We start from the raw sequence: 21,769 nt of genomic DNA on the forward strand, positions 1-21,769 counted from the left end.
GTCGCGCCGGAGCGCCATTCCCGGCTTGCGTCGCGCGCCGCACGGTGCCACGCAAACCCGAACGCTTGGCGTGTTTCCAGGATGAAGGCTTCGCTGCGATGACCGATACCGACGAACAACTGATCGAACGGCTTGATTCGCGGGCAGAACGCCGTAGCGAACGCCGCGAATTCTTCCGTACCGCGCTGGGCGCGGGCGCAATTGCAGCCGTCGGCGCGACCGCGGTCGCAGTCGGCAGCAACGCATTCGCGCAGGCCGCCAACAACGACGCCGCGATCCTCAATTTCGCGCTCAACCTCGAATATCTCGAGGCGCAATTCTATTCCTTCGCCGCTTTCGGCACCGGGCTTCCCACCACGCTGCTGACGCCCGGCAGTGCGAGCACGACCACGCAGGGCGCGGTCAGCGGCGGGCGGCAGGTGAACTTCACCGATCCGGTCGTCGCGCAATATGCACGCGAAATCGCGCAGGACGAGATCGCACACGTCACCTTCCTCCGCGCGCAGCTCGGCACCGCAGCGGTCGCACAGCCTGCGATCGACATCGGCTCGACCGCGACCAGCGCGTTCAGCCTCGCGGCGCAGGCGGCGAAGATCGTGGCGACCGGCGCCGCGTTCGACCCTTATGCCAGCGACGAGGCCTTCCTGCAGGCGGCGTTCCTGTTCGAGGACGTCGGCGTCACCGCCTATCGCGGCGCATCGGCGCTGCTGACCAGCAAGGTCTATCTCGAAGCTGCCGCCGGAATCCTTGCGGCGGAGGCGTATCACGCGTCGATCATCCGCACCGTGCTCTATTCCAAGGGCGTCGCCACGCCGAGCCTGCGCACCAATGCGGATGCGATCTCGAACACGCGCGATGCGCTCGACGGGATCAGCGATTTCGACCAGGGCATTTCTCCGGTGACGATCGCGAACAGCCAGGCACCCGCGCTGAACGGTCTGACCGCGTCCAACATCGTGCCCACCGGGCAGGATGGCCTTACGTTCGGCCGCGCTACCGGGAACGTGCTCAACATCCTGTATCTCAACACCTTGCCGGTCTCGAAGGGGGGCTTCTTCCCCAACGGTGTCAACGGCTCGATCGCGACCAGCGCCACCAACTGACGCCTGTCCGATGCCCTTTTCCTTTTTCGCGCCCGTACCGGAGTGTTTCCAGTGATCGATAGCGACCTTCTTCTTCAGGCGATCGACGCGAGCGACCGCCGCCGCGATGCCCGCCGCCAGTTCCTGCGCACCGCGGGCGCTGCTTCGGTAGTGGCCGGTGGCGGCGCGTTGCTCGCCGCTTGCAGTAATAACGACACCAACAGCCTCATTCCCCCGACGCCCACGCCGACCGCGACGGCGACTGCCACCCCCAGTCCCGCGTCGACCGACGTGCTCAAGGACCAGGACACGTTCAACTTCGCGCTCAACCTCGAATATCTCGAGGCGCAATTCTATAGCTTTGCAGTGACGGGCGCGGGGCTTCCCGCTGCATTGCTGACCGGCACGGGCGCGCAAGGGGCGGTCACCGGCGGGCGGCAAGTCACCTTCACCGACCCGGTCGTGCGCGAATATGCGCGTGAGATCGCGGCAGACGAGGTCGCGCACGTCGCGTTCCTGCGCTCGGTGCTCGGCACCTCGACCGTCGCGCAGCCCGCGATCAACATCGACGGCGGCGCGAACGGCGCGTTCACCCTGGCGGCGCGTGCGGCGGGGATCATCGGGATGACCGACACCTTCGACCCGTACGCCAGCGACGAGAATTTCCTGCTCGCGGCGTTCATCTTCGAAGACGTCGGCGTCACCGCCTATAAGGGTGCCGCCCCGCTGATCGCGCAGGCGCTGCTGATCGACGCGGCGGCGGGCATTCTCGCGACCGAGGCGTATCACGCCGGGCTGATCCGCACCGTCCTCTACACCAAGGGAATCGCAACGCCGTCGCTGCGGATCAAGGCGAACGCGATCAGCGATGCGCGCGACAGCCTCGACGGGACGAGCGACCTCGACCAGGGGATCGGCGACGGCACGACCGCCAATCTCGTCCCCACCGACGCGAACGGTATCACCTTCAGCCGCACGCCGGGGCAGGTGCTCAACGTCGTTTATCTCAACCGCAACGCGGTCGTCGGCGGGGGCTTCTTCCCGGCGGGCATCAACGGCACGATCAAAACCAGCGCCGCCAGCTGACGGCGCTTTTCATCGCGGTGTGAACCGCGTACAAGACTGATATTCCCCGGGGGGCTGCGCCAGAGCAGCTGAGAGGTGGCTGAAGCCACGACCCGTTTGAACCTGATCCCGTTAGCACGGGCGGAGGGAGGGAGCGGTGTCCACGCCCGGGTTCCGTTGTCGCTCGTCCGATTTTGAGGAGCGACACAATGGCCGACATACCTGCCCGCACCGAAATTGGCGTCACCACCGGAGCGATCCGTGGCTCGCGGAAAATCCATGTCCCCAGCGCCAACATCCCCGGCGCGGGCGTCGCGATGCGCGAGATCATGCTCGATCCGTCCGCGCTGGAACCACCCCTCCGGGTCTACGACACCTCCGGCCCGTACACCGACCCCCGCGCACAGATCGACATCAACCAGGGGCTCCCGCAGCTCCGCCGCGACTGGATCCTCGCGCGCGGCGACGTCGAATCCTATGACGCACGCGAAATCCGCCCCGAGGACAATGGCCTCACCGGCCCCGATCGCTCGGCAGGCGTCCCGCAATACCCCAACGTCATCAAGCGCCCCTTGCGCGCCAAGGCGGGCGCAAACGTCAGCCAGATGCATTACGCGCGCCGCGGCATCATCACCCCCGAAATGGAATATGTCGCGATCCGCGAGAACCTCGGTCGCGCGGCGGCCAAGGAGAAACTGATCCGCGACGGCGAATCGTTCGGCGCGAGCATCCCCGATTACGTCACCCCCGAATTCGTCCGCGACGAAATCGCCCGCGGCCGCGCGATCATCCCCAACAACGTCAACCACCCCGAATCCGAGCCGATGGCGATCGGCCGCAACTTTCTGGTCAAGATCAACGCCAACATCGGCAATTCGGCGGTCGCGTCGAACGTCGCGGCCGAGGTCGACAAGATGGTCTGGTCGATCCGCTGGGGCGCGGACACGGTGATGGACCTGTCGACGGGCCGCAACATCCACGACACGCGCGAATGGATCCTGCGCAACGCGCCCGTCCCGATCGGCACCGTGCCGATCTACCAGGCGCTCGAAAAGGTCGGCGGCGTCGCCGAGGACCTGACCTGGGAGATCTTCCGCGACACGTTGATCGAACAGGCCGAGCAGGGCGTCGATTACTTCACGATCCACGCGGGCGTGCGGCTCGCCTATATCCCGATGACCGCCAAGCGCGTCACCGGGATCGTCTCGCGCGGCGGCTCGATCATGGCGAAATGGTGCCTCGCGCACCACAAGGAGAGCTTCCTCTACGAACGCTTCGACGAGATCACCGAGATCATGCAGGCGTATGACATCGCCTACTCACTCGGCGACGGCCTCCGCCCCGGCTCGATCGCCGACGCGAACGACGAAGCACAGTTCAGCGAGCTCTACACCTTGGGCGAACTCACCCACCGCGCGTGGAAGAGCGACGTCCAGGTGATGATCGAAGGCCCCGGCCACGTGCCGATGCACAAGATCAAGGAGAATATGGAAAAGCAGCTCGAAGTGTGCGGCGAGGCGCCGTTCTACACGCTCGGGCCGCTCACCACCGATATCGCGCCGGGCTATGACCATATCACCAGCGGAATCGGTGCGGCGATGATCGGCTGGTATGGCACCGCGATGCTTTGCTACGTCACCCCCAAGGAGCATCTCGGCTTGCCCGACCGCGACGACGTCAAGGTCGGCGTGGTGACCTACAAGCTCGCCGCGCACGCCGCCGATCTGGCGAAGGGGCATCCCGCCGCCAAGATGCGCGACGACGCCCTGTCGCGCGCGCGCTTCGACTTCCGCTGGCGCGACCAGTTCAACCTGTCGCTCGATCCGGACACGGCGGAGCAGTATCACGACCAGACGCTCCCCGCGGAAGGCGCCAAGACCGCGCATTTCTGCTCGATGTGCGGACCGAAGTTCTGCTCGATGAAGATCACGCAGGAAGTGCGGGATTTCGCGGCGAAGCAGAACGGCCCGGCGGACGGGTTCCTCGCGGCGGGCGGTGCGGCTGGCGTCGATGCGGAGCGCGCGGCCTTTGCCAAGGGCACGACGCACGCCGATGCGGAGGCCGGGATGGCTGCGATGAGCGAGACGTTCCGGGAGAAGGGCGGGGAGATTTACCTGCCGGCGGAGTAAGCGGCACCGGCCCCGACCCCGGCCTCTGGCTGGGGTCAGCATACCGCTGATGGTTCTGCTGGATGCAGCAACATACCCCGCTCTTAGCGATAGGGAACCGCACCCCCCGGTCGCAGAATGCCACCCGCCATCCGGCCTTCAGGGTCGAGCGCGACCGACATGAAGACCTCGCCATTGGCGAATACCAGATTGTAGGCATCGTCGCCCATCATGCTGTGCCCACGGTACGTGACCGACTTGAGCGCGCCCAGTTTCTCGAACATCGGATGCGTCATCGGCAAATCCCCGCGGACGACCTCGGCGAACCGCGGAGAGAGCTTGTCATAGTCGGGCGAGCCGCTTGCCAGCCCGGCGACCAGGCGCCGCAACGCAGCCTCAGTCCCGGCGGTCGGCACGGAGCTGGGTGCGACCGACGATGCCGCCGGAACGGTTGCGGGCGCGCCGGCCTGCCCCGCGATCGCGCCGGAAGATTGAACCCAGATCAGGATGGCGGCTGCGGCAAAAATGCTCATGAGGATTGCTCCGGAGACCAGATAGATACGGTGCCGCAGGGTAATCCGCGCGGTCTCGTTGCGCGGGGCGGCAGTAGCGCCGTCCTGATCGCGCCCGAAGTCGCCCTGCGGAAGGTCCGACGCGTCGGGTCCCAGCCGACCGGACCGCTCCACCGCCTCGACCAGCTTGGCCGCTTCGAGCGATGAGGACAGACCCAGCTTGGCGCGGGCCATTTTCAACCGCTTTTCCACGGCGTGTGGAGAAATGCCGAGATCGAGCGCCATTTGCTTGGCGGTCTGGTGGTCCAGACAGCGCTTGAGGCATTCCCGCTCGGCGATCGTCAGGCGCAGGATCGCCGCCCGCATATTGTCGTCTATCACAGCCATGCTCATGGCGCGCACCGTAGCGTCTTCTCGACAAGGACCAACGCTGTCTGTCTGGTACTCCTCTGGTACCCCAGGCTGCGATCCCATCCAGATGCGCCGGCACAGGGCCAGTCGCGGTCCGATCGTGCTCGAACGGCGCTCGTTCCCCCAATCCTCACCCCCGCGCCAACCCCAACCACCGCCGCGGCCCGCGCAGGTTTCGCAGCACCAGCCGTTCCACCGCCAGCACCAGCAGCAAGGTCGCCCCGAACATCGGCATATAGACCCCCAGCACCACGATCGCGGCGACCAGCACCGGCCCGAACCGTGGTCGCGTCAGCGGAAGCGGCGCGCCGAGCAGCCCGACCGGACGCCGGCGCCACCACAGCACCGCGCCCGATCCCGCCAGCAGCGCGAGCAGCAGCGCGACGATCGTCCCCGCGATCTGGTTGGCGAGCCCGAACAGCGCGCCCTCGTGGACCGCAATGCCATAGCCGATCAGCCGGTCGATCCAGTGCCGCTCGGCGAACCCGCTGCGGCCGATCAGGCGGCCGGTCGCCCCGTCGATCTCCGCTTCCGACCGGAGCGGACGGTCCGCCGCATCGGACCGCACCGACCACGGCGCTCCGGGCGTCTTGGGCGGCGCGATCATCACCGGCGCCGCGATCCCGAGCGGGCGCGCCGTCGCCACGACGCGCGTCAGGTCACCCGCAGCGATCGCGGTGGGCAAGCGTGCCGGCGCCATTCCCATCGTCATTCCAGCGTGCCCGGCGTGCGAATCGGGGGCGTCCGCCGCGACCGGAGCCTTGCCACCGATCGTCCAGTCGACCGGCCCCGCATTGGTTCCCGTCAGCGTGCGGATCTCGACCAGATAGCTGCCCCAGCCCTTCGTCCATGGCAGCCCGGTCAGGATCAGCCCGAGCGCGAAGACCGAGACCCAGATCCCGGCGGTGGCGTGCAGATCGCGCCAGAACACGCGCTTGCCTCGCCCGAGGCGGGGATACAGCACGCCGCCAAGCCCGCGTCGCCCGCGCGGCCACCACAGATACACCCCGGTCAGCAGCATCGTCACCGCCCAGCACGCCGCGATCTCGACGAGATAGCTCCCGATCGCTCCGGCGAGCAGTTCGCCGTGCAACCGCGACAGCACCGCGAACGGGCGCGCCGCCTCGGGCACGACATGGAGCACGCGCAGGCTCGCCGGATCGAGATAGACCCGGCTGGCCACGCCGTCGCGCTCGACGATGATCCGCACCGCCTGCCCCGGCGCCGCGGGCAGTCCGTAGCTGCGGAGCGTCGATCCCGGCACCGCGCGCTCCGCCGCCGTGGCCTGCGCATCGGGCGACTGCGCGGGCGCAGCGGTCGCGAGGTGATCGAACCGCTGGTCGAGCCACGCCTCGACTTGCGGACGCCACAGATAGGCCGCCCCCGTCAGCGCGAGCCACAGCACGAACGGGATGCACATCAGCCCGGCATAGAAATGCCAGCGCCACACGCTGTTGTACCAGCGGGTTCCGGCGGTCTGGACGCTCACGGTCGGGCCGGGCGGCTGGCGGGCGGCTGCGCGAGCGCGGCACCGCGCGGGCAGAGGCGGTTGGTCATGAAAATTTCCCGTTCGATCCCGGCCATGGCCGTTCGCAAAGGCGCGCGCCGTCGGGCACGCGATCGGTCCATCAGGGTGCCGCGCTGGCGACACCGTCACCGGGGGGCGGGCGGACCCCGCAAGGGTGGGCGCAAAAAGCCTCGCGGCGTGATCCCGCGAGCAGGCCGTTGGAGCAACGCGGCGGCGGACACGATTGCCAGCGCGATCGCCAGCAGCACGCTATCCGCGCCGCCGATGCTTGGTGCGGTCAAGCCGGTGAAGGCGCACGGCCCGTCGGACTTTGCGGGCGCCGGCTGTTTGTCTTGGGGATGATCGGGGCTTGCGTGGTGCACCATCCCGGGCATCGGATCCACCGACGCATCGTTGCCGTGCTGGGCAGACGCCATTCCCGGACACGCCACGATCGCCACGCCGTTCGCGCTTACCATCGGCATGAACCCCGCCGGGACGATCGCGCGCAGCAGGACCGCGCAGACGATCACCGTCCAGGCGGTCGCGGCATGGCTGCGCAGAAGGGCTGCAAAGGCGATCACCGGCAAGCAGTAGCTTCAGGCCGGGGCACTGTCGATTCGACAAACTATGTGCGCCGCGGTGCGACCGATCGTACGGTTGCACGTTGTCCGGCGCATGACCGATTTCCCCCTCCCGCTCGATGGCGGCTGCTTCTGCGGCCAGATCCGCTACCGCGTCGACCAGGCGCCGCTCTTCACGATGGCGTGCCATTGCACCGACTGCCAGCAAATGAGCGCCTCGGCGTTCTCGCTCGGCATGGCCGTCCCCGCGGCCGGGTTTGCGCTGCTGTCCGACGTCGCGCCGCGCGTGCTCGACAAACAGGCGGAGTCCGGGGCGACCTCGACGCGGTATCTGTGCCCAGCGTGCGCGACCTGGACGCATACGACGACGACCGGCTCGCCCGACACCGTGATCGTTCGCCCGAGTTCGCTCGACGACATGGACTGGGTCCGCCCGATCGCGGAGATCTTCACGCGGTCGGCCCATTCCTGGGCGCGTCTGGCAACGCCGTTTCGCTATGACGCTGAATTCGAAGACCCGGCGCCGATCGTGGAAGCGTTCGCGCACAGCAACATCCGACCCACGGCCCCGAGCAAGTGACGCACCCGGCCTGACCCTCGGCCTCGCGATTGGACGCGCCCGCTCTGGCGGGCTAGCGTAACCGCCGGTCGAGAGGACAAGCCCAGATGCGCATTCGCGAAGCCCGTGTCATCGTGACGAGCCCGGGGCGCAATTTCGTCACGCTCAAGATCGTTACCGACGAGGGCGTCTACGGGATCGGCGACGCCACGCTCAACGGGCGCGAGAAGGCGGTCGCCAGCTATCTCGAGGACCATGTCTGTCCCCTGCTCATCGGGCGGGATGCGCGGCGGATCGAGGATATCTGGCAATTGCTGTACCGGGGCGCCTATTGGCGGCGCGGTCCGGTCACGATGCGCGCGATCGCCGCGGTGGACGTCGCGCTGTGGGACATCAAGGGCAAGGCGATGGGCGCGCCGCTCTACGATCTGCTCGGCGGCAAGAGTCGCGACGGCGTGACGGTCTACGGCCACGCCAATGGCCGCGACATCGCCGAGACGACCGATGCGGTCGCGCGCTACATCGACCTCGGCTATCATGCGATCCGCGCGCAGAGCGGGGTGCCGGGGCTCGACAAACCGTATGGCGTGTCGAAGGACAAACACGTCTACGAACCCGCCGACGCCGCGCTCGCGAGCGAGACGATCTGGTCGACCCCCGAATATCTGCGGCACACGCCCCGCCTGTTCGACGCGCTGCGCACCAGCTTCGGCGAGGCGCCGCTGTTGCTCCACGATGCGCACCACCGGTTGACCCCGCAGGAGGCCGCGAAACTCGCCAAGTCGCTCGAACCGTATGATCTGTTCTGGCTCGAGGACCCGACGCCGGCCGAGAACCAGGAGTCGTTCCAGCTGATCCGCCAGCACAGCACCACCCCGCTCGCGGTGGGCGAGGTGTTCAACACGCTGTGGGATTGCAAGGACCTGATCCAGAACCAGCTGATCGACTACATCCGCGCGACGATCGTCGGGGCCGGCGGGATCACGCATCTGCGCCGCATCGCGGATTTCGCGGCGGTCTGGCAGGTCCGCACCGGGTGCCACGGCGCGACCGATCTTTCGCCCGTGACGATGGGCGCGGCGCTCCATTTCCAGAGCTGGGTCCCCAATTTCGGGATCCAGGAATATATGCCGCACAGCGCGGAAACCGACGCGGTCTTCCCGCATCACTACAGCTTCGCAGACGGAATGCTCCATCCGGGCGATGCGCCCGGGCACGGCGTTGACATCGATGAAGCGCTGGCCGCGACATACCCCTACACGCCGCGCCAGTTGCCGATCGCGCGGCTGCGTGATGGCAGCATGTGGAACTGGTGATTTCCCACGAAAAAGGGCGCGCCCATCGCTGGGAGCGCCCTTCTCGAACGGGTTGAGTTACGCTTACTTGAAGCGAACGCCGACGCCGCCCATGATGCGGTGACGCGAGGTGTGGTCGTTATACTGCGAGAACACATACTGCGCGTTGACGTAGACCGGCAGACGACCCTCGGTGACCGTGTATTCGGCACCGCCGCCGACCTGGTAGCCGGTGGTGTTGAAGTGGTCGTAATACGACGCACCCGGGGTTGCCGAGTTATACGCCTTGCGCTGCTCGTTGGTGACGTAACCGCCCTTGGCGAAGACCATCGCGCGCGGGGTCAGCAGGTAGCCGGCGCGGACGCCAACGCCGAATTCCTCGAACGACTTGTGGCAAACCGACCCACCGGTCGCTGCGCCGCAATTCTCGGTCCAGTTGTTCGCGCGCCAGTAGGTCGCTTCCGGACCGACGACGATACGGTCAGCGATCACGCCGTCGAAGCCGATCGTGGCACCGTAGCCGAACTTGTCTTCGTGGCGGCCCTGCGACTGGAAACGATCACCACCGAGGTTGCCTTCGAGGCGGAACCCGCGGAACGAGGTGTTGTTGCCTTCGCTGGCGGACGTCGTGGTGACTTCCTGAGCCGACACGGCCGTTGCCGAAAACGCGGCGACTGCTGCTGCAACCATCAAAATTTTACGCATGTGTGTTCTCCATTGACGACGCCCAAACACATGAAAGGTCTAAGTGATCCTTTCGGATGAAGCGTTTCCCGCGCCCTGTTGCATTGCAGCAACACAAGGTCAACGGGCGGCTGTGACACTGCCGGGGGGCACCGCTCGATCCGCCGACGATCGTGTTGACTCGCGGACCCAATCCACACCATAGAGAACAGACGATGAACAAGCGTGACCGCGCCCCTTGCCATGCGCCGCAGCGCCGCTGAAAAGCTTGCTCCGGCGCCGCATCGTCGCGGCGCTGCGGTCGTGCCGACTGGGCGCGCAGCGCCATCGCCCCAACCCACAAAACGTCCGTCGCGGTATCTCGCCGTGTGGTTCCCGTTCCTGTCGAGCGACCGGTTAGCGCGCGCGCCAGGCGCGGACCTTTCTTCGGACGCACCGTGCGTTTTCGTCGAGAACCATCGCGGCGAGACTCGGATCACCGCGGTCGATCCCCGCGCACAGGCGATCGGCGTAGCGCCCGGAATGACGCTCGCGAAAGCGCGGTCGATCCACGCCGATCTCGCGGTCCATGACAGCGCATCGTCCGCCGATCAGGACTGGATCGAGCGGATCGCGGATTTGTGCGAACGCTACACCCCGATGGTCGCGCTCGACGAGGCGGACGGCGTGACGCTCGACATTACCGACTGTGCGGTTCCGTTCGGGGGCGAGGACGCGCTGATCGCGGATCTCGAATCGCGCCTCGCGCCATGGAGCGCGCATCTGCGCCACGCGGTCGCGCACGGTCCGGACGCTGCGCAGGCGCTCGCCCGGTTCCAGACGATGCCCGCCGCCAGCGAGGCCGCCGCGTTACGCCGGCTCGACATCGCGGCGCTGCGCACCGATGACGAGACGCTCGCCGCGCTGCGCGACGCGGGGGTAAAGACGATCGGCGATCTGGCGGGGCAGCGCCCGGCGGCGATCACGGCACGGTTCGGTTCCGACGTCGGCGAAAGCCTCGAACGGCTGTTGGGGGAGGACGACACGCCGCTTCGCCCCCGCCGTCGGTTACCCGCACTCGTCTTCGAACGCCGCCTCAACGCACCGATCGGGCGACCGCGCGAGATCCTGGCGATGATCGAGCAGCTCGTGACTGAAGCATCCACGGCGCTGACCGCCTGCCACGAAGGTGGACGTCGCTTTGCCGTGCGCCTGTTCCGCAGCGATGGGCGCGTGTGCGATCTTTCGGTCGCGCTCAATCTGCCGGCCCGCGACCCGCCGACGCTGCTCCGGCTGTTCCGCGAGCGGATCGGTGCGCGCGCCGATCCCTTGGTCGATCCGCACGACCCCGGCGCCGGGGTCGATCTGGTCCGCTTGTCGGTTCCGCGGATCGAGCCGCTCGCGCCGACCGAACTGGATCTGGACGGCGGGGCAATCGCCGATCGCAGCACCGCGCCGCCCGCCGATCCAAGTCCCGTCGCGCGCCGGAGGACGGTCCGGTCCGGAGCGCACGATCGTGCGGAACCGCAGCAAGGCCTCCTCGGCATCCCCGAACCGACGGACCTTCCGCCCGCGGCTCTGGCGAGCGATCTCCACGACGCTGCGCTGCGCCCGATCCATTTGTGCGATCCGCCGCAACGGATCGACGTGACCGCGCCGGGCGGGGAGGGCCCGCCGCAGCGCTTTCGCTGGCAGCGGAAGCTGCACGACGTAATCCACTTCGACGGACCCGAACGGATCGAAACCGAAGGCCCTCCGCAGGAAGCGGCTCCTTCGGTGCGCGAGTATTTCCGCGTCCAGGACCGGCGCGGGCGGCGCTTCTGGATTTTCCGCCACGCTGCGGCAGAGGGCGAAGCGCGCGACGGGCATTGGTACCTCCACGGCCTGTTCGCCTGAGCGGCACCGCGCAACGGTCGCGGTTCCTGGCACTGCGGTCGCCTGCATAAAAAAGGGCCGGTGCGTTGCCGCACCGGCCTTAGGTCGTCCGCAGGAGGAACATCGTGGAGCCACCGGGTCACCGACCCGGCGGCCGAACTCGTCAATAATTGTAGGCGCGCTCGCCATGCTCGGTGATGTCGAGCCCGTTGTGCTCGACCTCTTCGGTCGGGCGCAGGCCGATCGTGTACTTGAGCGCGAGGAACAGCACGGCGGAGACGCCGCCCGACCACACCAAAGTGATGCCGACCGCGGTGATCTGCTTCACCAGCTGCGCCGACATGCTGTAGTCGGCCGCCGCAACCGCGACCGCGGGGAACTTGGTGTAATCGAAATAGCCCTGGCCGCCGAGCGACGGCGCCGCGACGATCGCGGTGGCCAGCGCCCCGACGATCCCGCCGACGCAATGGACCCCGAACACGTCGAGCGAGTCGTCATACTTCAGCCACGCCTTCACATAGGTGACGAAGATGAAGCAGATCGGCGACACGATCAGCCCGAGCACGATCGACGTCATCGGCGCGGCGTAGCCCGATGCCGGCGTGATTGCGACCAACCCGGCGACCGCCCCCGTCACCGCGCCGAGCAGCGACGGCTTCTTGTGGACGATCTGGTCGATCACGGCCCAGGAGACCGCAGCGGCGGCGGTGGCGACGAAGGTGTTGATGAACGCGACCGCGGTGACGCCGTTCGCCTCGAGGTTGGACCCTGCGTTGAAGCCGAACCAGCCGACCCACAGCAGGCTTGCGCCGATCATCGTCATCGTCAGCGAGTGCGGCGGCATCGGCTCGCGGCCGAAGCCAAGCCGCGGACCGATCACGAGGCAGCCGACCAGGCCGGCGATGCCAGCGTTGATGTGGACCACGGTTCCGCCCGCAAAGTCGAGCGCGCCGAGGTTGAACAGCCAGCCACCATCGGTCGGCGCATCGGGGAGGAAATCCGGGCCAGCCCAGTACCACACCATGTGGGCGATCGGGAAATAGACCAGGGTCAGCCACGCCACGACGAAGATGATCAGCGGGGTGAACTTCACCCGCTCGGCGAACGCGCCAACGATCAGCGCGGGCGTGATGCACGCGAAGGTCATCTGGAAGCAGACATAGGCGAGTTCGGGAATGTAGACGTTGTTCGAGAAGGTCGCGGCAAGCGTGGTGCCGTCAACGCCCTTGAGGAACGCCTTGGACAGGCCCCCGAAGAAGTGGTTCTCGCCGCCCGAAGTGAACGCCATCGAATAACCGTAGGTCACCCACAGCAACGCCGCGACGCAGACGATCATCATCGCCTGCATCAGCACCGACAGCATGTTCTTGGTGCGGACGAGGCCGCCGTAGAATAGCGCGAGGCCGGGTACCGACATCATCAGCACGAGCGCTGCCGAGATCAGCATCCAGCTGGTATCGCCCTTGTTGACCATCGTCGCCATCTGGGCGGCATCGGGGGCTTTGATCGGGCCGGCCGCAGCCTGTGCCCAGGCGGGCAGCGCCGCGAAGGCGGTCGCCCCCGCCAGAACCGCCAAACCCGTCTTGATTCCTGGCTTCATCTCTACCCCCCTCACAGCGCGGTCTCGTCGGTTTCGCCGGTGCGGATCCGAACCGCTTGACCGACATCGAGCACGAAAATCTTGCCGTCACCGATCGCGCCGGTGTTGGCGGATGCCTGGATCGCTTCGACCACGCGCGACGCGATATCGCTGCCGCAGACGACCTCGATCTTGATCTTGGGGACCATGTTGGTGCTGTATTCGGCCCCGCGGTAGATTTCGGTCTGGCCTTTCTGGCGGCCGAAACCCTTCACTTCGGTGACCGTCATGCCCGCGACGCCGATCTCAGTCAGCGCCTCGCGCACGTCGTCGAGCTTGAATGGCTTGATAATGCCTATGACGAGCTTCACGCGCGAACCCCCCTGTTCATTGGTCCTGGGGTTCTGTTCTGCAATCAGCGTGCCAAACGTCCCGGAACGCGATTCCGCGGTCGCGGCGCGGCGACAGGTTTAAGATTGCGTAAATTTTATGTGCAGGTGCGAACGCATGCCTGAAAATGAGGCAGGTTTGCGGTAGCGGTATCTCTTTGTCTGGTCGTTTCGATCGCAATCGGGAGAAGTGCGCGTGGGATGGTGCCGAGACTCTCCGATGCCGAGCGCGTTGCACGGCCCCACCCCAACCCCTCCCCTGAAGGGGAGGGGCTAATCTTCTTCTTCTTCTTCTTCTTTTTCTTGCCCCTCCCCTTCAGGGGAGGGGTAGGGGGTGGGGGAGGCCTCGCAGAGCACCCCATCCCAACGCACCGACGAACCCCCCTCAGCCCGCCGCCCCCAATATCCCCCGCGCCACGTCGACATCCTCGTCGTCCACCATCACCCGCACGGGAATAAAGAACTGGCTCCCATCCGCGATGGAGGCATTCCCATCCAACGCAATCGCCATGATCCCTTCGGACTCCAGCCGCCCGATCACGATATACGCCTCGTTGCGCCCGAAGCGCCCGACTTCGACCAGGCTCATGCCGTCATTCCTTCCCCGGCGTGAAGTCGCGCAGATCCGCGACCGTCTTCGCATCCAGCTTCCCGATCAGCGCGACGACGAGGTCGACCATCCGGTCGAAATCCGCGCGATCGATGATGCCGTTATGCGCATGCGTATAGCGCGCGGGGACGACGAGGTTGACCGTCGGCACCCCGCCATTGGTCGCCTGGATCGCCGCGCTGTCGTCGCCGTAACCCTGCACCAGATCATGCTGGAGCGGAATGCGCGCGCCCTGCGCGGTCTCGTCGACCAGCCGGACGAACTTGCGGTTGGGCAGGGTGCTCGAATCGTAGAGGAAGATCCCGGGCCCACCGCCGAGTACAGCCTGCGTCTCCTCCGGGTTGCGCCCCGGGCTGTCGCCCGTGATCCCGCCTTCGATCGCGATGCCCACGTCGGGCTTGATCAGGTCCGCCGAGGTCCGCGCGCCGCGTAAGCCCACTTCCTCTTGCACCGTCGCGACGACGAACAACTGGTTCGGGTGGCCGGAGATGCGCAACCGCCGCAGCGCCTCGATGAGCACCGCGAGCCCGACCCGGTCGTCCCACGCCTTGCCGAGATAGCGGTCGCCCTTGCCCATCACCGTGAACGGCGAATCCGGCACGACCGGATCCCCCGGCGACAGCCCGAGCGCCGCCACCTCCGCGGGGGTCTTCGCGCCGACGTCGAGAAAGAGCGTGTCGCGCGGATAGACCTTGGTCCGTTCGTCCGCCGGCACGACATGGATGTCGCGGATCCCGGTGACGGCATGGACCGGGCCCTTCTTGCCGATGATGATCCAGCGCTGGTCGGGCAGCGCCTGGTCGAGCCAGCCGCCGAGCATCTGCATCGACAGATACCCCGTCGGCGTCACGCGCCGTACCACCCCGCCGAGCTCGTCCATATGCGCATCGAGCATCACCTTGGGCCCGCTCGACCCGTGCTGCGCGATCACCGAGCCGACCCCGTCATAGCTGATCTTGTCCGCCAGCGGCTTGAGCTCGCGCACCATCACCGCGCGCACCGCTTCCTCGAACCCGGGCGGGCCGGGCGCATCGGCGAGTTCGCCGAGCAACCGCTGGGTACGGTCGCCCGATTGCGCCCCGGCCGGGCTGGCGACGATCGCCATGCTCATGAGAACGGACAGGACTTTCTTCATCGCACGCACCCCCTGATCGAGCCGCATGGTTACAGGCGGCTGACTCCGACGCAAGCGGTCAGACGGTGCGGGGGATGCGCTGCCGCCCGGTCGGGCATTCGAGCGCAGCCCGATCCCAGCCCGCAAGATCGGCGGCGGCATCATAGGTCGACTGGCAGAAGGCGAGCAGCGCCGCATCCGGATCGGCCGCGGTGCGGACTGCGTCATACGGCAGCAGGAACTCGCCTAGCCCTGCGTTCCATTCCGCTGCCGCCGGGCTGACCTCTGCCTCGGCATACCGCTCCGGTGCCGGATAGGCGTAGGCGTAGAAAGAGGCGTTCGGATAGGAGTCGCTCCCCGGCCAGAATCCGACGCTCGCCTCCTCATGGCTATACGCATCGCGCGTCACCGAATCGGGGAGGCCGGGGAAGCCGCCGGGGTGAGTCGGCGCGTCGCGACCCGAGAAGCGCGTGACCGCAAGATCGAAGCTGCCCCAGAAAAAGTGCACGGGGCTCGCCTTGCCGAGGAACCCCGTGCGGAACTGCCCGAAAACGCGCGAAACCTGGATCAATGTGCGCCAGAACGCGCGCGAAGCGTCGCCATTATAGGGACGTTCTGCGGTATCCTGCGCGAAACGGGGCACGTCCGCCATCTCGCTCGGGGTGCCGTCGAACGCGGCCGGGATATCCAGCTCGGTCAAACAGGCGATCACCGTCTTGTGGAAATCGGCGATGCTGCCGGCGCGCAGCTCGATCCCGCGGCTGCGCCCGTCGCTGGTCATGAACACCAGACGGTCGTGGAGCAGGTCAAACTCGATCTCGAGAATCCGCTCGCCGACAGCGATCGCTGAGGTCGTAAGTCCCCGCGCGGACACATAAAACGGCACATGCCAGCTATGGTTGAGCCACGGCGTCAGCGCGAGCCGGACCTTGCCGATGATCTGCGTCCGCAGCTGGAGCCCGATCGCGGTCTCGCGCCAGTTGGGCCAGTCGAGGTCGGGCCAGGGGGACACTGTCGGCATCGTCATCATCCTACCCCGGCGTCACCCCGGCCAGCGCCAGGGTGACGGAAAAACCGCCCGTTTCCTGTTACATCGCCGTCCCGCCGACCGTCAGACCACCGACCAGCAACGTCGGCTGCCCGACGCCGGCCGGTACGCTCTGCCCGCCCTTGCCGCACATCCCGATCCCTTCGTCGAGCGCGAAATCGTTGCCGATCCCCTCGACCTTGGTCAGGCACGACGGCCCGTCGCCGATCAGCGTCGCACCCTTGATCGGCGCACCGATGCGGCCGTTTTCAATGCGATACGCCTCGGTGCACGAGAAGACGAACTTTCCCGACACGATGTCGACCTGCCCGCCGCCGAACGCCTTGGCGAAGATGCCCGACTTGACTCGGCTGAGCAGCTCGGCCGGATCGTCGTTCCCGCCGCGCATGAAGGTGTTGGTCATCCGGGGCATCGGGGCATGCGCGAAGCTCTCGCGACGCCCGTTGCCCGTCGGCGCAACCCCCATCAACCGCGCGTTGAGCCGGTCCTGGATGTAACCCTTGAGAATTCCGTCCTCAATCAGCACGTTCTCCTGTGTCGGCGTGCCCTCGTCGTCGATCGACAGCGACCCGCGGCGATCCGCGATCGACCCGTCGTCGACCACCGTCACGCCAGGGGCCGCAACGCGCTCGCCGATCCGGCCTGAGAAGGCGCTGGTACCCTTGCGGTTGAAATCGCCCTCGAGCCCGTGGCCGATCGCCTCGTGCAGCAAAATCCCCGGCCAGCCCGGCCCGAGCAGCACGGTCATCTCACCCGCGGGGGCGGCGACTGAGTCGAGATTGACGACGGCTTGCGCCAGCGCCTCGTCGATCGCGCGGTTCCACGTCGCGGGCTCCATCAGGTCGGTGTAGAGATAGCGCCCGCCGATCCCGAAGCTGCCGGTCTCGCGACGGCCATTCTGTTCGACCACGATCGACACGTTGAGCCGCACCAGCGGGCGGATGTCGGTCGCCATGAAGCCGTCGGCGCGGACGATCTCGACCACGTTCCAATTACCCATCAGCGAGACCGATACCTGCGCCACGCGCGGATCGCGCGCACGCGCGGCGGCGTCGATCGTCTGGCACAGGTTCACCTTGTCGGCGAAGGGGATCAGGTCGAGCGGATCGGCGTCGGTGTAAAGATGCCGGTTGGTGGCGCGCGGTGGTGCTGCCCTGGGGCTGGCGGACGGATCGATCAGCGCCATCGTCTCGGACGCGCGCTTGATCGCCGCGGCGCTCAGTTCGTTGGCGTGCGCGAACGCGGTCATCTCGCCCGACACCGCGCGCAAGCCAAACCCCGAATGCGTGTCGTAGCTCGCGGTCTTCAGCCGGCCATCGTCGAAGCCGAACGCCTCGGACTTGCGATATTGCAGGTAAAGCTCGCCGTCATCGGCCTTGCCGAGCGCGGCTGCGGTGAGGGCTTGGGCCTCGTCGGGGGACAGCTGTCCGTCATGATAGAGGAAAGCGCGGGGGTCTGCGGGACTCGTCATACCCCGAATATAGGAGGCTCAGCGGCCTGCGCCATCCCCATGATCATGCAGCGTTGCCTGATCGACACCGTCGGCGGGTCCGCCGATCAGGATGAAGCGGCGATCGCAATAGCCGCAATCGACATAGCCGGTCTCGTCGATCTCGAGAAACACGCGCGGATGGCCGAGGCTCGCGCCGCCGGGAATGTCGGTCGCGCCGTCGCAGACGTTGCGGGCATGGGTGACGCGGAGGATTTCTGGCGGGGCGATCATGCGGTCGCGATAGCAAGCCGGGGGGGAAGCTTCAACGTGTGTTTGGGTGGGGGGATGATCTTCCTACCCACCTCCCGTTCGTCCTGAGGTGCGACCGAGTAGGCGAAGCCGTATCGAGGGCGCGTATCGAAGGACATCGAGCGCAACCGTGCTTCGATACGCGCCCTCGATACGTCCCCGAGCGGGGGCTACCCGGTCGCACCTCAGCACGAACGGAGAAGGGGAAACGCGTGCCCGACATACGGTTTTACCCTTTCCGCCAGCCGCCCGCCCCCGTACAGCAGCCGGCATGACGGAAGCGGCCATCTCCATCGCCAACCTGAGCAAGACCTACAAAGGCGGCAAGCAGGCCCTCGACGACGTGTCGTTCGATGTGCCGCGCGGGACCATCTTCGGGTTGCTCGGCCCCAATGGCGCGGGAAAATCCACGCTGATCAACATCCTCGCAGGGCTGGTCAACAAGACCGGCGGGACCGCGTCGATCTGGGGCTTCGACATCGATCAGCACCCGCGCAACGCCAAGGCGTCGATCGGGATCGTCAACCAGGAGATCCTGTTCGACCCGTTCTTCTCACCGTTCGAGACGCTCGAAATCCAGGGCGGGCTGTACGGCGTCCCGAAGGCGAAGCGCCGCTCGATGGAATTGCTCCGCGCGGTGCATCTCGAGGACAAGGCCAACGCCTATGCGCGCACGCTCTCGGGCGGCATGAAGCGCCGCCTGATGGTGGCGAAGGCGATGGTCCACTCGCCCCCCGTGCTGGTGCTCGATGAGCCGACCGCGGGTGTCGACATCGAGCTGCGCCAGCAACTCTGGGCCTATGTCCGCTCGCTCAACGAGGCGGGGGTGACGGTGGTGCTGACGACGCATTACCTCGAGGAAGCCGAGGAATTGTGCGACCGGATCGCGATCATCAACCACGGCAAGGTGATCGCCAACGAACCGACCCGCGACCTGCTCGCGAAGGCGACCGAAAAGATGGTCGAGGTGACGGTCGACCGCGACGTTGCTGTCACGCCCGCCAACGCGTGCTTCCAGAAGATCGAACTGAAGGGGACACGGACGCTCGCGATCACCTACGCCAAGGACAAGGTCAACGCGGGCGAAGTGCTCGCCGCGGTGCAGGCGGACGGCTACGGCATCGTCGACGTGTCGACGCGCGAGGCGGATCTGGAGGACGTGTTCCTCAACCTGACGCGCGCGGCGAACGCCTAGTTGCGGCTGCCGCCTGCCGCTACAGCCAATACCCTCACGAATGGCGCGTCCGCAGCAGCGCCAGCCCGAACCCGATGAAGATCACCCCCGTCACCCGGTTGAACAGCCGCTTGACCGCAGGCCGCTCGAGATACCCCGCCAGCGACCGCCCGCCGAGCGCATAGACGCCGTACCAGAAGCTCTCCAGCACCGCGAAGGTCACCACCAGCAGCGCGAATTGCGGCGGCTTGGGGAACGCCGGATCGACGAATTGCGGAAAGAAGGCGGCGGCGAACAGGATCAGCTTGGGGTTGCTGATCCCGATCGCGAACCCGCCGCGAAACAGCGCGCGGAGCGACAGCGTACGCGGCAATTCGCCTTCGCTGACGTCGATCGGCGTCACGTTGCTGCGCCACGCCTTGATCCCGAGGTAGATCAAATACGCCACCCCCGCATAGCGCAGCACGTCGAACGCGCCCGGCACCGCGAGCAGCAGCGTCGTCACCCCCGCCGCCGAGGCGGTGAGCACCAGCACCAGCGCAAGCAGGCACCCCGCCATCGCCGCGACGCTGCGCTTCAGCCCCAGCTCGACGCTGCGCGACAGGATATGGAGCATGTTGGGCCCGGGCGTCCCGCACAGCAGGAACACCGCGCCGGTAAACAGCCACCAAGTGTGCAGGGTCATCGTCGAGGTCCGCCGCGGCTGGGATGAGCCGCGTCGCTAGACCGCAGCGCAGCCCTACGCAACACCATCCCGCCTTCCGCTAGGCAAGGCCCGTAAATCCCGATACCAGCCGCTGTGACAGGCGTATGACGTCGGTCCGCCGCGGCACGCCGCCAGGGCGGGAAGTGGAGTAGCGATGCAGTCCGACGTTCTCATCATCGGGTCTGGCGCGGCCGGGCTCACCGCCGCGCTCAATTTGGCGGATCGCTTCAAGGTCACCGTGCTCGCCAAGGGGCAGCTCAACGAAGGCTCGACCGCGTGGGCGCAGGGCGGGATCGCCGCGGTTCTGGAGGAAGGCGACACCTTCGAAAGCCATGTCGAGGACACGATGATCGCGGGCGCGGGCCTCAACGACCGCGCGACGGTCGAGATGGTGGTCGAACGCGCGCCCGCGGCGATCGCGCGGCTGGTCGAACTCGGCGTCCCGTTCGCGACCGAACATGCCGACAAGGGCGGCGGGCTCCATCTGACGCGGGAGGGCGGGCATTCGCACCGCCGGATCGTCCATGTCGCCGATGCGACCGGCTGGGCGGTGCAGGAAGCGTTGCAGCGCGCCGCGACCGAGCATCCCAACATCACACTCGTCCCCGATATGGTCGCGATCGACCTTGCGACCGGGCGGCATGAGGAGCGCTATTCGGGCGCGGGGCATGTCTGGGGGGTCTATGCGGTCAACCGCGCCACCGGCCGCGTCGAACTGTACACTGCGCGCGCGACGATCCTCGCGACCGGGGGCGCGGGGCGGACGTATCTGTTCTCGACCGCGCCGCGCGGCGCGACCGGCGACGGCATCGCGATGGCGTGGCGCGCTGGGTGCCGTGTCTCCAACATGGAGATGATGCAGTTCCACCCGACCTGCCTCTACAATCTCGACGTCAAGAATTTCCTGATCACCGAGGCCGTGCGCGGTGAGGGCGGGCACTTGCTGCTGCCGGAAAACGGCTATCGCTTCATGCCCGACGTCGACCCGCGCGCCGAGCTTGCACCGCGCGATATCGTCGCGCGCGCGATCGATCACGAGATCAAGCGGCTCGGGCTCGATTACGTCCACCTCGACATCAGCCATAAGGGCCCGGACTTCATCCGCGAACATTTCCCCAACATCTACGAGAAGCTGATGGGGCTGGGGATCGACATGACGACCGATCCGATCCCGGTCGTGCCGGCACAGCATTACACCTGCGGCGGAATCGTCGTCGATCTCGACGGGCGGACCGACTTGCCCGGCCTCTATGCCGCGGGCGAATGCAGCGAGAGCGGGTTGCACGGCGCGAACCGGCTCGCCTCCAATTCGCTGCTCGAATGTTTCGTGTTCGGCGAGGCGTGCGCGCAGCATATCGCCGAGCATTGGGACGACCTCCCCGAACCCCCGCCGATCCGCGCGTGGGACGAAAGCCGGGTCGAGGATTCGGACGAGGAAGTCGTCATCAAGCAGAACTGGACCGAGATCCGCCGGTTCATGTGGAATTACGTCGGGATCGTGCGGACGACCAAGCGGCTCGAGCGCGCACAGCACCGGATTCGGATGCTGACCGAGGAAGTGAACGATTATTACGGCCACTTCCGCGTCACGCCAGATCTGATCGAACTGCGCAACCTGCTCCAGACCGCAGACCTGATCGTGCGCTCGGCGCTCGCCCGAAAGGAGTCGCGCGGGCTGCATTACACGCTCGACTATCCCGACCTGCTGCCGGAGGCACGCGATACGATCCTGGTGCCGTAACGCGGT

The 21,769-nt window shown here is 66.9% G+C and carries 20 protein-coding genes and 1 riboswitch; of the genes, 8 read left to right on the forward strand and 12 right to left on the reverse strand.

Annotated elements, in window-relative coordinates; genetic code table 11:
• The first annotated feature begins 98 nt into the window (after positions 1-98).
• From ABIC16_RS02040 to thiC, 3 genes are all read left to right on the forward strand, one after another.
• A complete protein-coding gene (locus ABIC16_RS02040; protein ID WP_354289856.1) occupies positions 99-1,103 on the forward strand; it encodes a ferritin-like domain-containing protein in 1,005 nt (334 codons plus the stop codon).
• A gap of 51 nt (positions 1,104-1,154) precedes the next feature.
• A complete protein-coding gene (locus ABIC16_RS02045) occupies positions 1,155-2,168 on the forward strand; it encodes a ferritin-like domain-containing protein (RefSeq protein WP_277970573.1) in 1,014 nt (337 codons plus the stop codon).
• Between the two features lie 37 nt (positions 2,169-2,205).
• Positions 2,206-2,314, forward strand: a riboswitch (TPP riboswitch).
• Between the two features lie 42 nt (positions 2,315-2,356).
• Positions 2,357-4,276 carry a phosphomethylpyrimidine synthase ThiC gene (gene thiC, locus ABIC16_RS02050; RefSeq protein WP_354289857.1) on the forward strand — a complete coding sequence of 640 codons (1,920 nt, stop codon included), beginning with the start codon at positions 2,357-2,359 and terminating at the stop codon, positions 4,274-4,276.
• 83 nt (positions 4,277-4,359) lie between these two features.
• Here the strand turns inward: thiC and ABIC16_RS02055 are convergent, their stop codons facing one another.
• The 3 genes from ABIC16_RS02055 to ABIC16_RS02065 all read right to left on the reverse strand — a co-directional run bounded on the left by ABIC16_RS02055 (position 4,360) and on the right by ABIC16_RS02065 (position 7,269).
• Entirely contained in the window at positions 4,360-5,154 is a 795-nt protein-coding gene (locus tag ABIC16_RS02055; protein ID WP_277970571.1) for a helix-turn-helix transcriptional regulator, read from the reverse strand.
• 154 nt (positions 5,155-5,308) lie between these two features.
• Positions 5,309-6,667, reverse strand: coding sequence for a PepSY-associated TM helix domain-containing protein (locus ABIC16_RS02060; RefSeq protein WP_354289858.1), 1,359 nt, complete (start codon positions 6,665-6,667; stop codon positions 5,309-5,311).
• A gap of 164 nt (positions 6,668-6,831) precedes the next feature.
• On the reverse strand, positions 6,832-7,269 hold the full coding sequence (locus tag ABIC16_RS02065) for a DUF2946 family protein (protein ID WP_354289859.1): 438 nt from the start codon (positions 7,267-7,269) through the stop codon (positions 6,832-6,834).
• Positions 7,270-7,363: 94 nt separating this feature from the next.
• Between ABIC16_RS02065 and ABIC16_RS02070 the strand changes: the two genes are divergently transcribed.
• Together ABIC16_RS02070 and manD are read left to right on the forward strand one after the other, a co-directional pair.
• A complete protein-coding gene (locus tag ABIC16_RS02070) occupies positions 7,364-7,849 on the forward strand; it encodes a GFA family protein (RefSeq protein ID WP_354289860.1) in 486 nt (161 codons plus the stop codon).
• Positions 7,850-7,935: 86 nt separating this feature from the next.
• On the forward strand, positions 7,936-9,144 hold the full coding sequence (manD, locus tag ABIC16_RS02075; RefSeq protein WP_354289861.1) for a D-mannonate dehydratase ManD: 1,209 nt from the start codon (positions 7,936-7,938) through the stop codon (positions 9,142-9,144).
• A gap of 63 nt (positions 9,145-9,207) precedes the next feature.
• Here the strand turns inward: manD and ABIC16_RS02080 are convergent, their stop codons facing one another.
• On the reverse strand, positions 9,208-9,828 hold the full coding sequence (locus ABIC16_RS02080; protein ID WP_277970567.1) for an outer membrane protein: 621 nt from the start codon (positions 9,826-9,828) through the stop codon (positions 9,208-9,210).
• A gap of 204 nt (positions 9,829-10,032) precedes the next feature.
• Here ABIC16_RS02080 and ABIC16_RS02085 point away from each other — a divergent pair, with 204 nt between their 5' ends.
• Positions 10,033-11,682, forward strand: a complete 1,650-nt coding sequence (locus ABIC16_RS02085; protein WP_354289862.1) for a Y-family DNA polymerase — start codon at positions 10,033-10,035, stop codon at positions 11,680-11,682.
• A 142-nt stretch (positions 11,683-11,824) separates the two neighbouring features.
• Here ABIC16_RS02085 and ABIC16_RS02090 read toward each other — a convergent pair whose 3' ends face one another.
• The 7 genes from ABIC16_RS02090 to ABIC16_RS02120 form a co-directional block, all read right to left on the reverse strand.
• On the reverse strand, positions 11,825-13,261 hold the full coding sequence (locus ABIC16_RS02090; RefSeq protein ID WP_354289863.1) for an ammonium transporter: 1,437 nt from the start codon (positions 13,259-13,261) through the stop codon (positions 11,825-11,827).
• An 11-nt stretch (positions 13,262-13,272) separates the two neighbouring features.
• A complete protein-coding gene (locus tag ABIC16_RS02095) occupies positions 13,273-13,611 on the reverse strand; it encodes a P-II family nitrogen regulator (RefSeq protein WP_277970564.1) in 339 nt (112 codons plus the stop codon).
• Between the two features lie 403 nt (positions 13,612-14,014).
• Positions 14,015-14,218 (reverse strand): putative signal transducing protein, encoded by a 204-nt coding sequence (locus ABIC16_RS02100; RefSeq protein WP_354289864.1) that lies wholly within the window; start codon positions 14,216-14,218, stop codon positions 14,015-14,017.
• 4 nt (positions 14,219-14,222) lie between these two features.
• Positions 14,223-15,374, reverse strand: coding sequence for a M42 family metallopeptidase (locus ABIC16_RS02105; protein WP_354289865.1), 1,152 nt, complete (start codon positions 15,372-15,374; stop codon positions 14,223-14,225).
• 58 nt (positions 15,375-15,432) lie between these two features.
• Complete coding sequence (locus ABIC16_RS02110; protein ID WP_354289866.1) at positions 15,433-16,374, reverse strand: DUF5996 family protein; 942 nt, start codon at positions 16,372-16,374, stop codon at positions 15,433-15,435.
• A gap of 67 nt (positions 16,375-16,441) precedes the next feature.
• A complete protein-coding gene (gene tldD, locus ABIC16_RS02115; protein ID WP_277971430.1) occupies positions 16,442-17,872 on the reverse strand; it encodes a metalloprotease TldD in 1,431 nt (476 codons plus the stop codon).
• Between the two features lie 18 nt (positions 17,873-17,890).
• The gene (locus ABIC16_RS02120) at positions 17,891-18,124 is read right to left on the reverse strand and encodes a zinc-finger domain-containing protein (RefSeq protein ID WP_277971431.1); all 234 of its coding nucleotides are present in this window, start codon (positions 18,122-18,124) and stop codon (positions 17,891-17,893) included.
• 289 nt (positions 18,125-18,413) lie between these two features.
• Between ABIC16_RS02120 and ABIC16_RS02125 the strand changes: the two genes are divergently transcribed.
• Positions 18,414-19,337, forward strand: coding sequence for an ABC transporter ATP-binding protein (locus ABIC16_RS02125; RefSeq protein WP_354289867.1), 924 nt, complete (start codon positions 18,414-18,416; stop codon positions 19,335-19,337).
• 34 nt (positions 19,338-19,371) lie between these two features.
• On the opposite strand, the gene ABIC16_RS02130 is transcribed toward ABIC16_RS02125, so the two are convergent.
• Positions 19,372-20,001 carry a LysE family translocator gene (locus ABIC16_RS02130; protein ID WP_354289868.1) on the reverse strand — a complete coding sequence of 210 codons (630 nt, stop codon included), beginning with the start codon at positions 19,999-20,001 and terminating at the stop codon, positions 19,372-19,374.
• A gap of 175 nt (positions 20,002-20,176) precedes the next feature.
• Between ABIC16_RS02130 and nadB the strand changes: the two genes are divergently transcribed.
• Complete coding sequence (gene nadB / locus ABIC16_RS02135) at positions 20,177-21,763, forward strand: L-aspartate oxidase (protein WP_354289869.1); 1,587 nt, start codon at positions 20,177-20,179, stop codon at positions 21,761-21,763.
• Positions 21,764-21,769: the final 6 nt, after the last annotated feature.

Origin of the sequence: Sphingomonas sp. PvP055 (genome assembly GCF_040546365.1) — a bacterium.
In the GTDB taxonomy this organism is placed as follows: domain Bacteria; phylum Pseudomonadota; class Alphaproteobacteria; order Sphingomonadales; family Sphingomonadaceae; genus Sphingomonas; species Sphingomonas echinoides_A.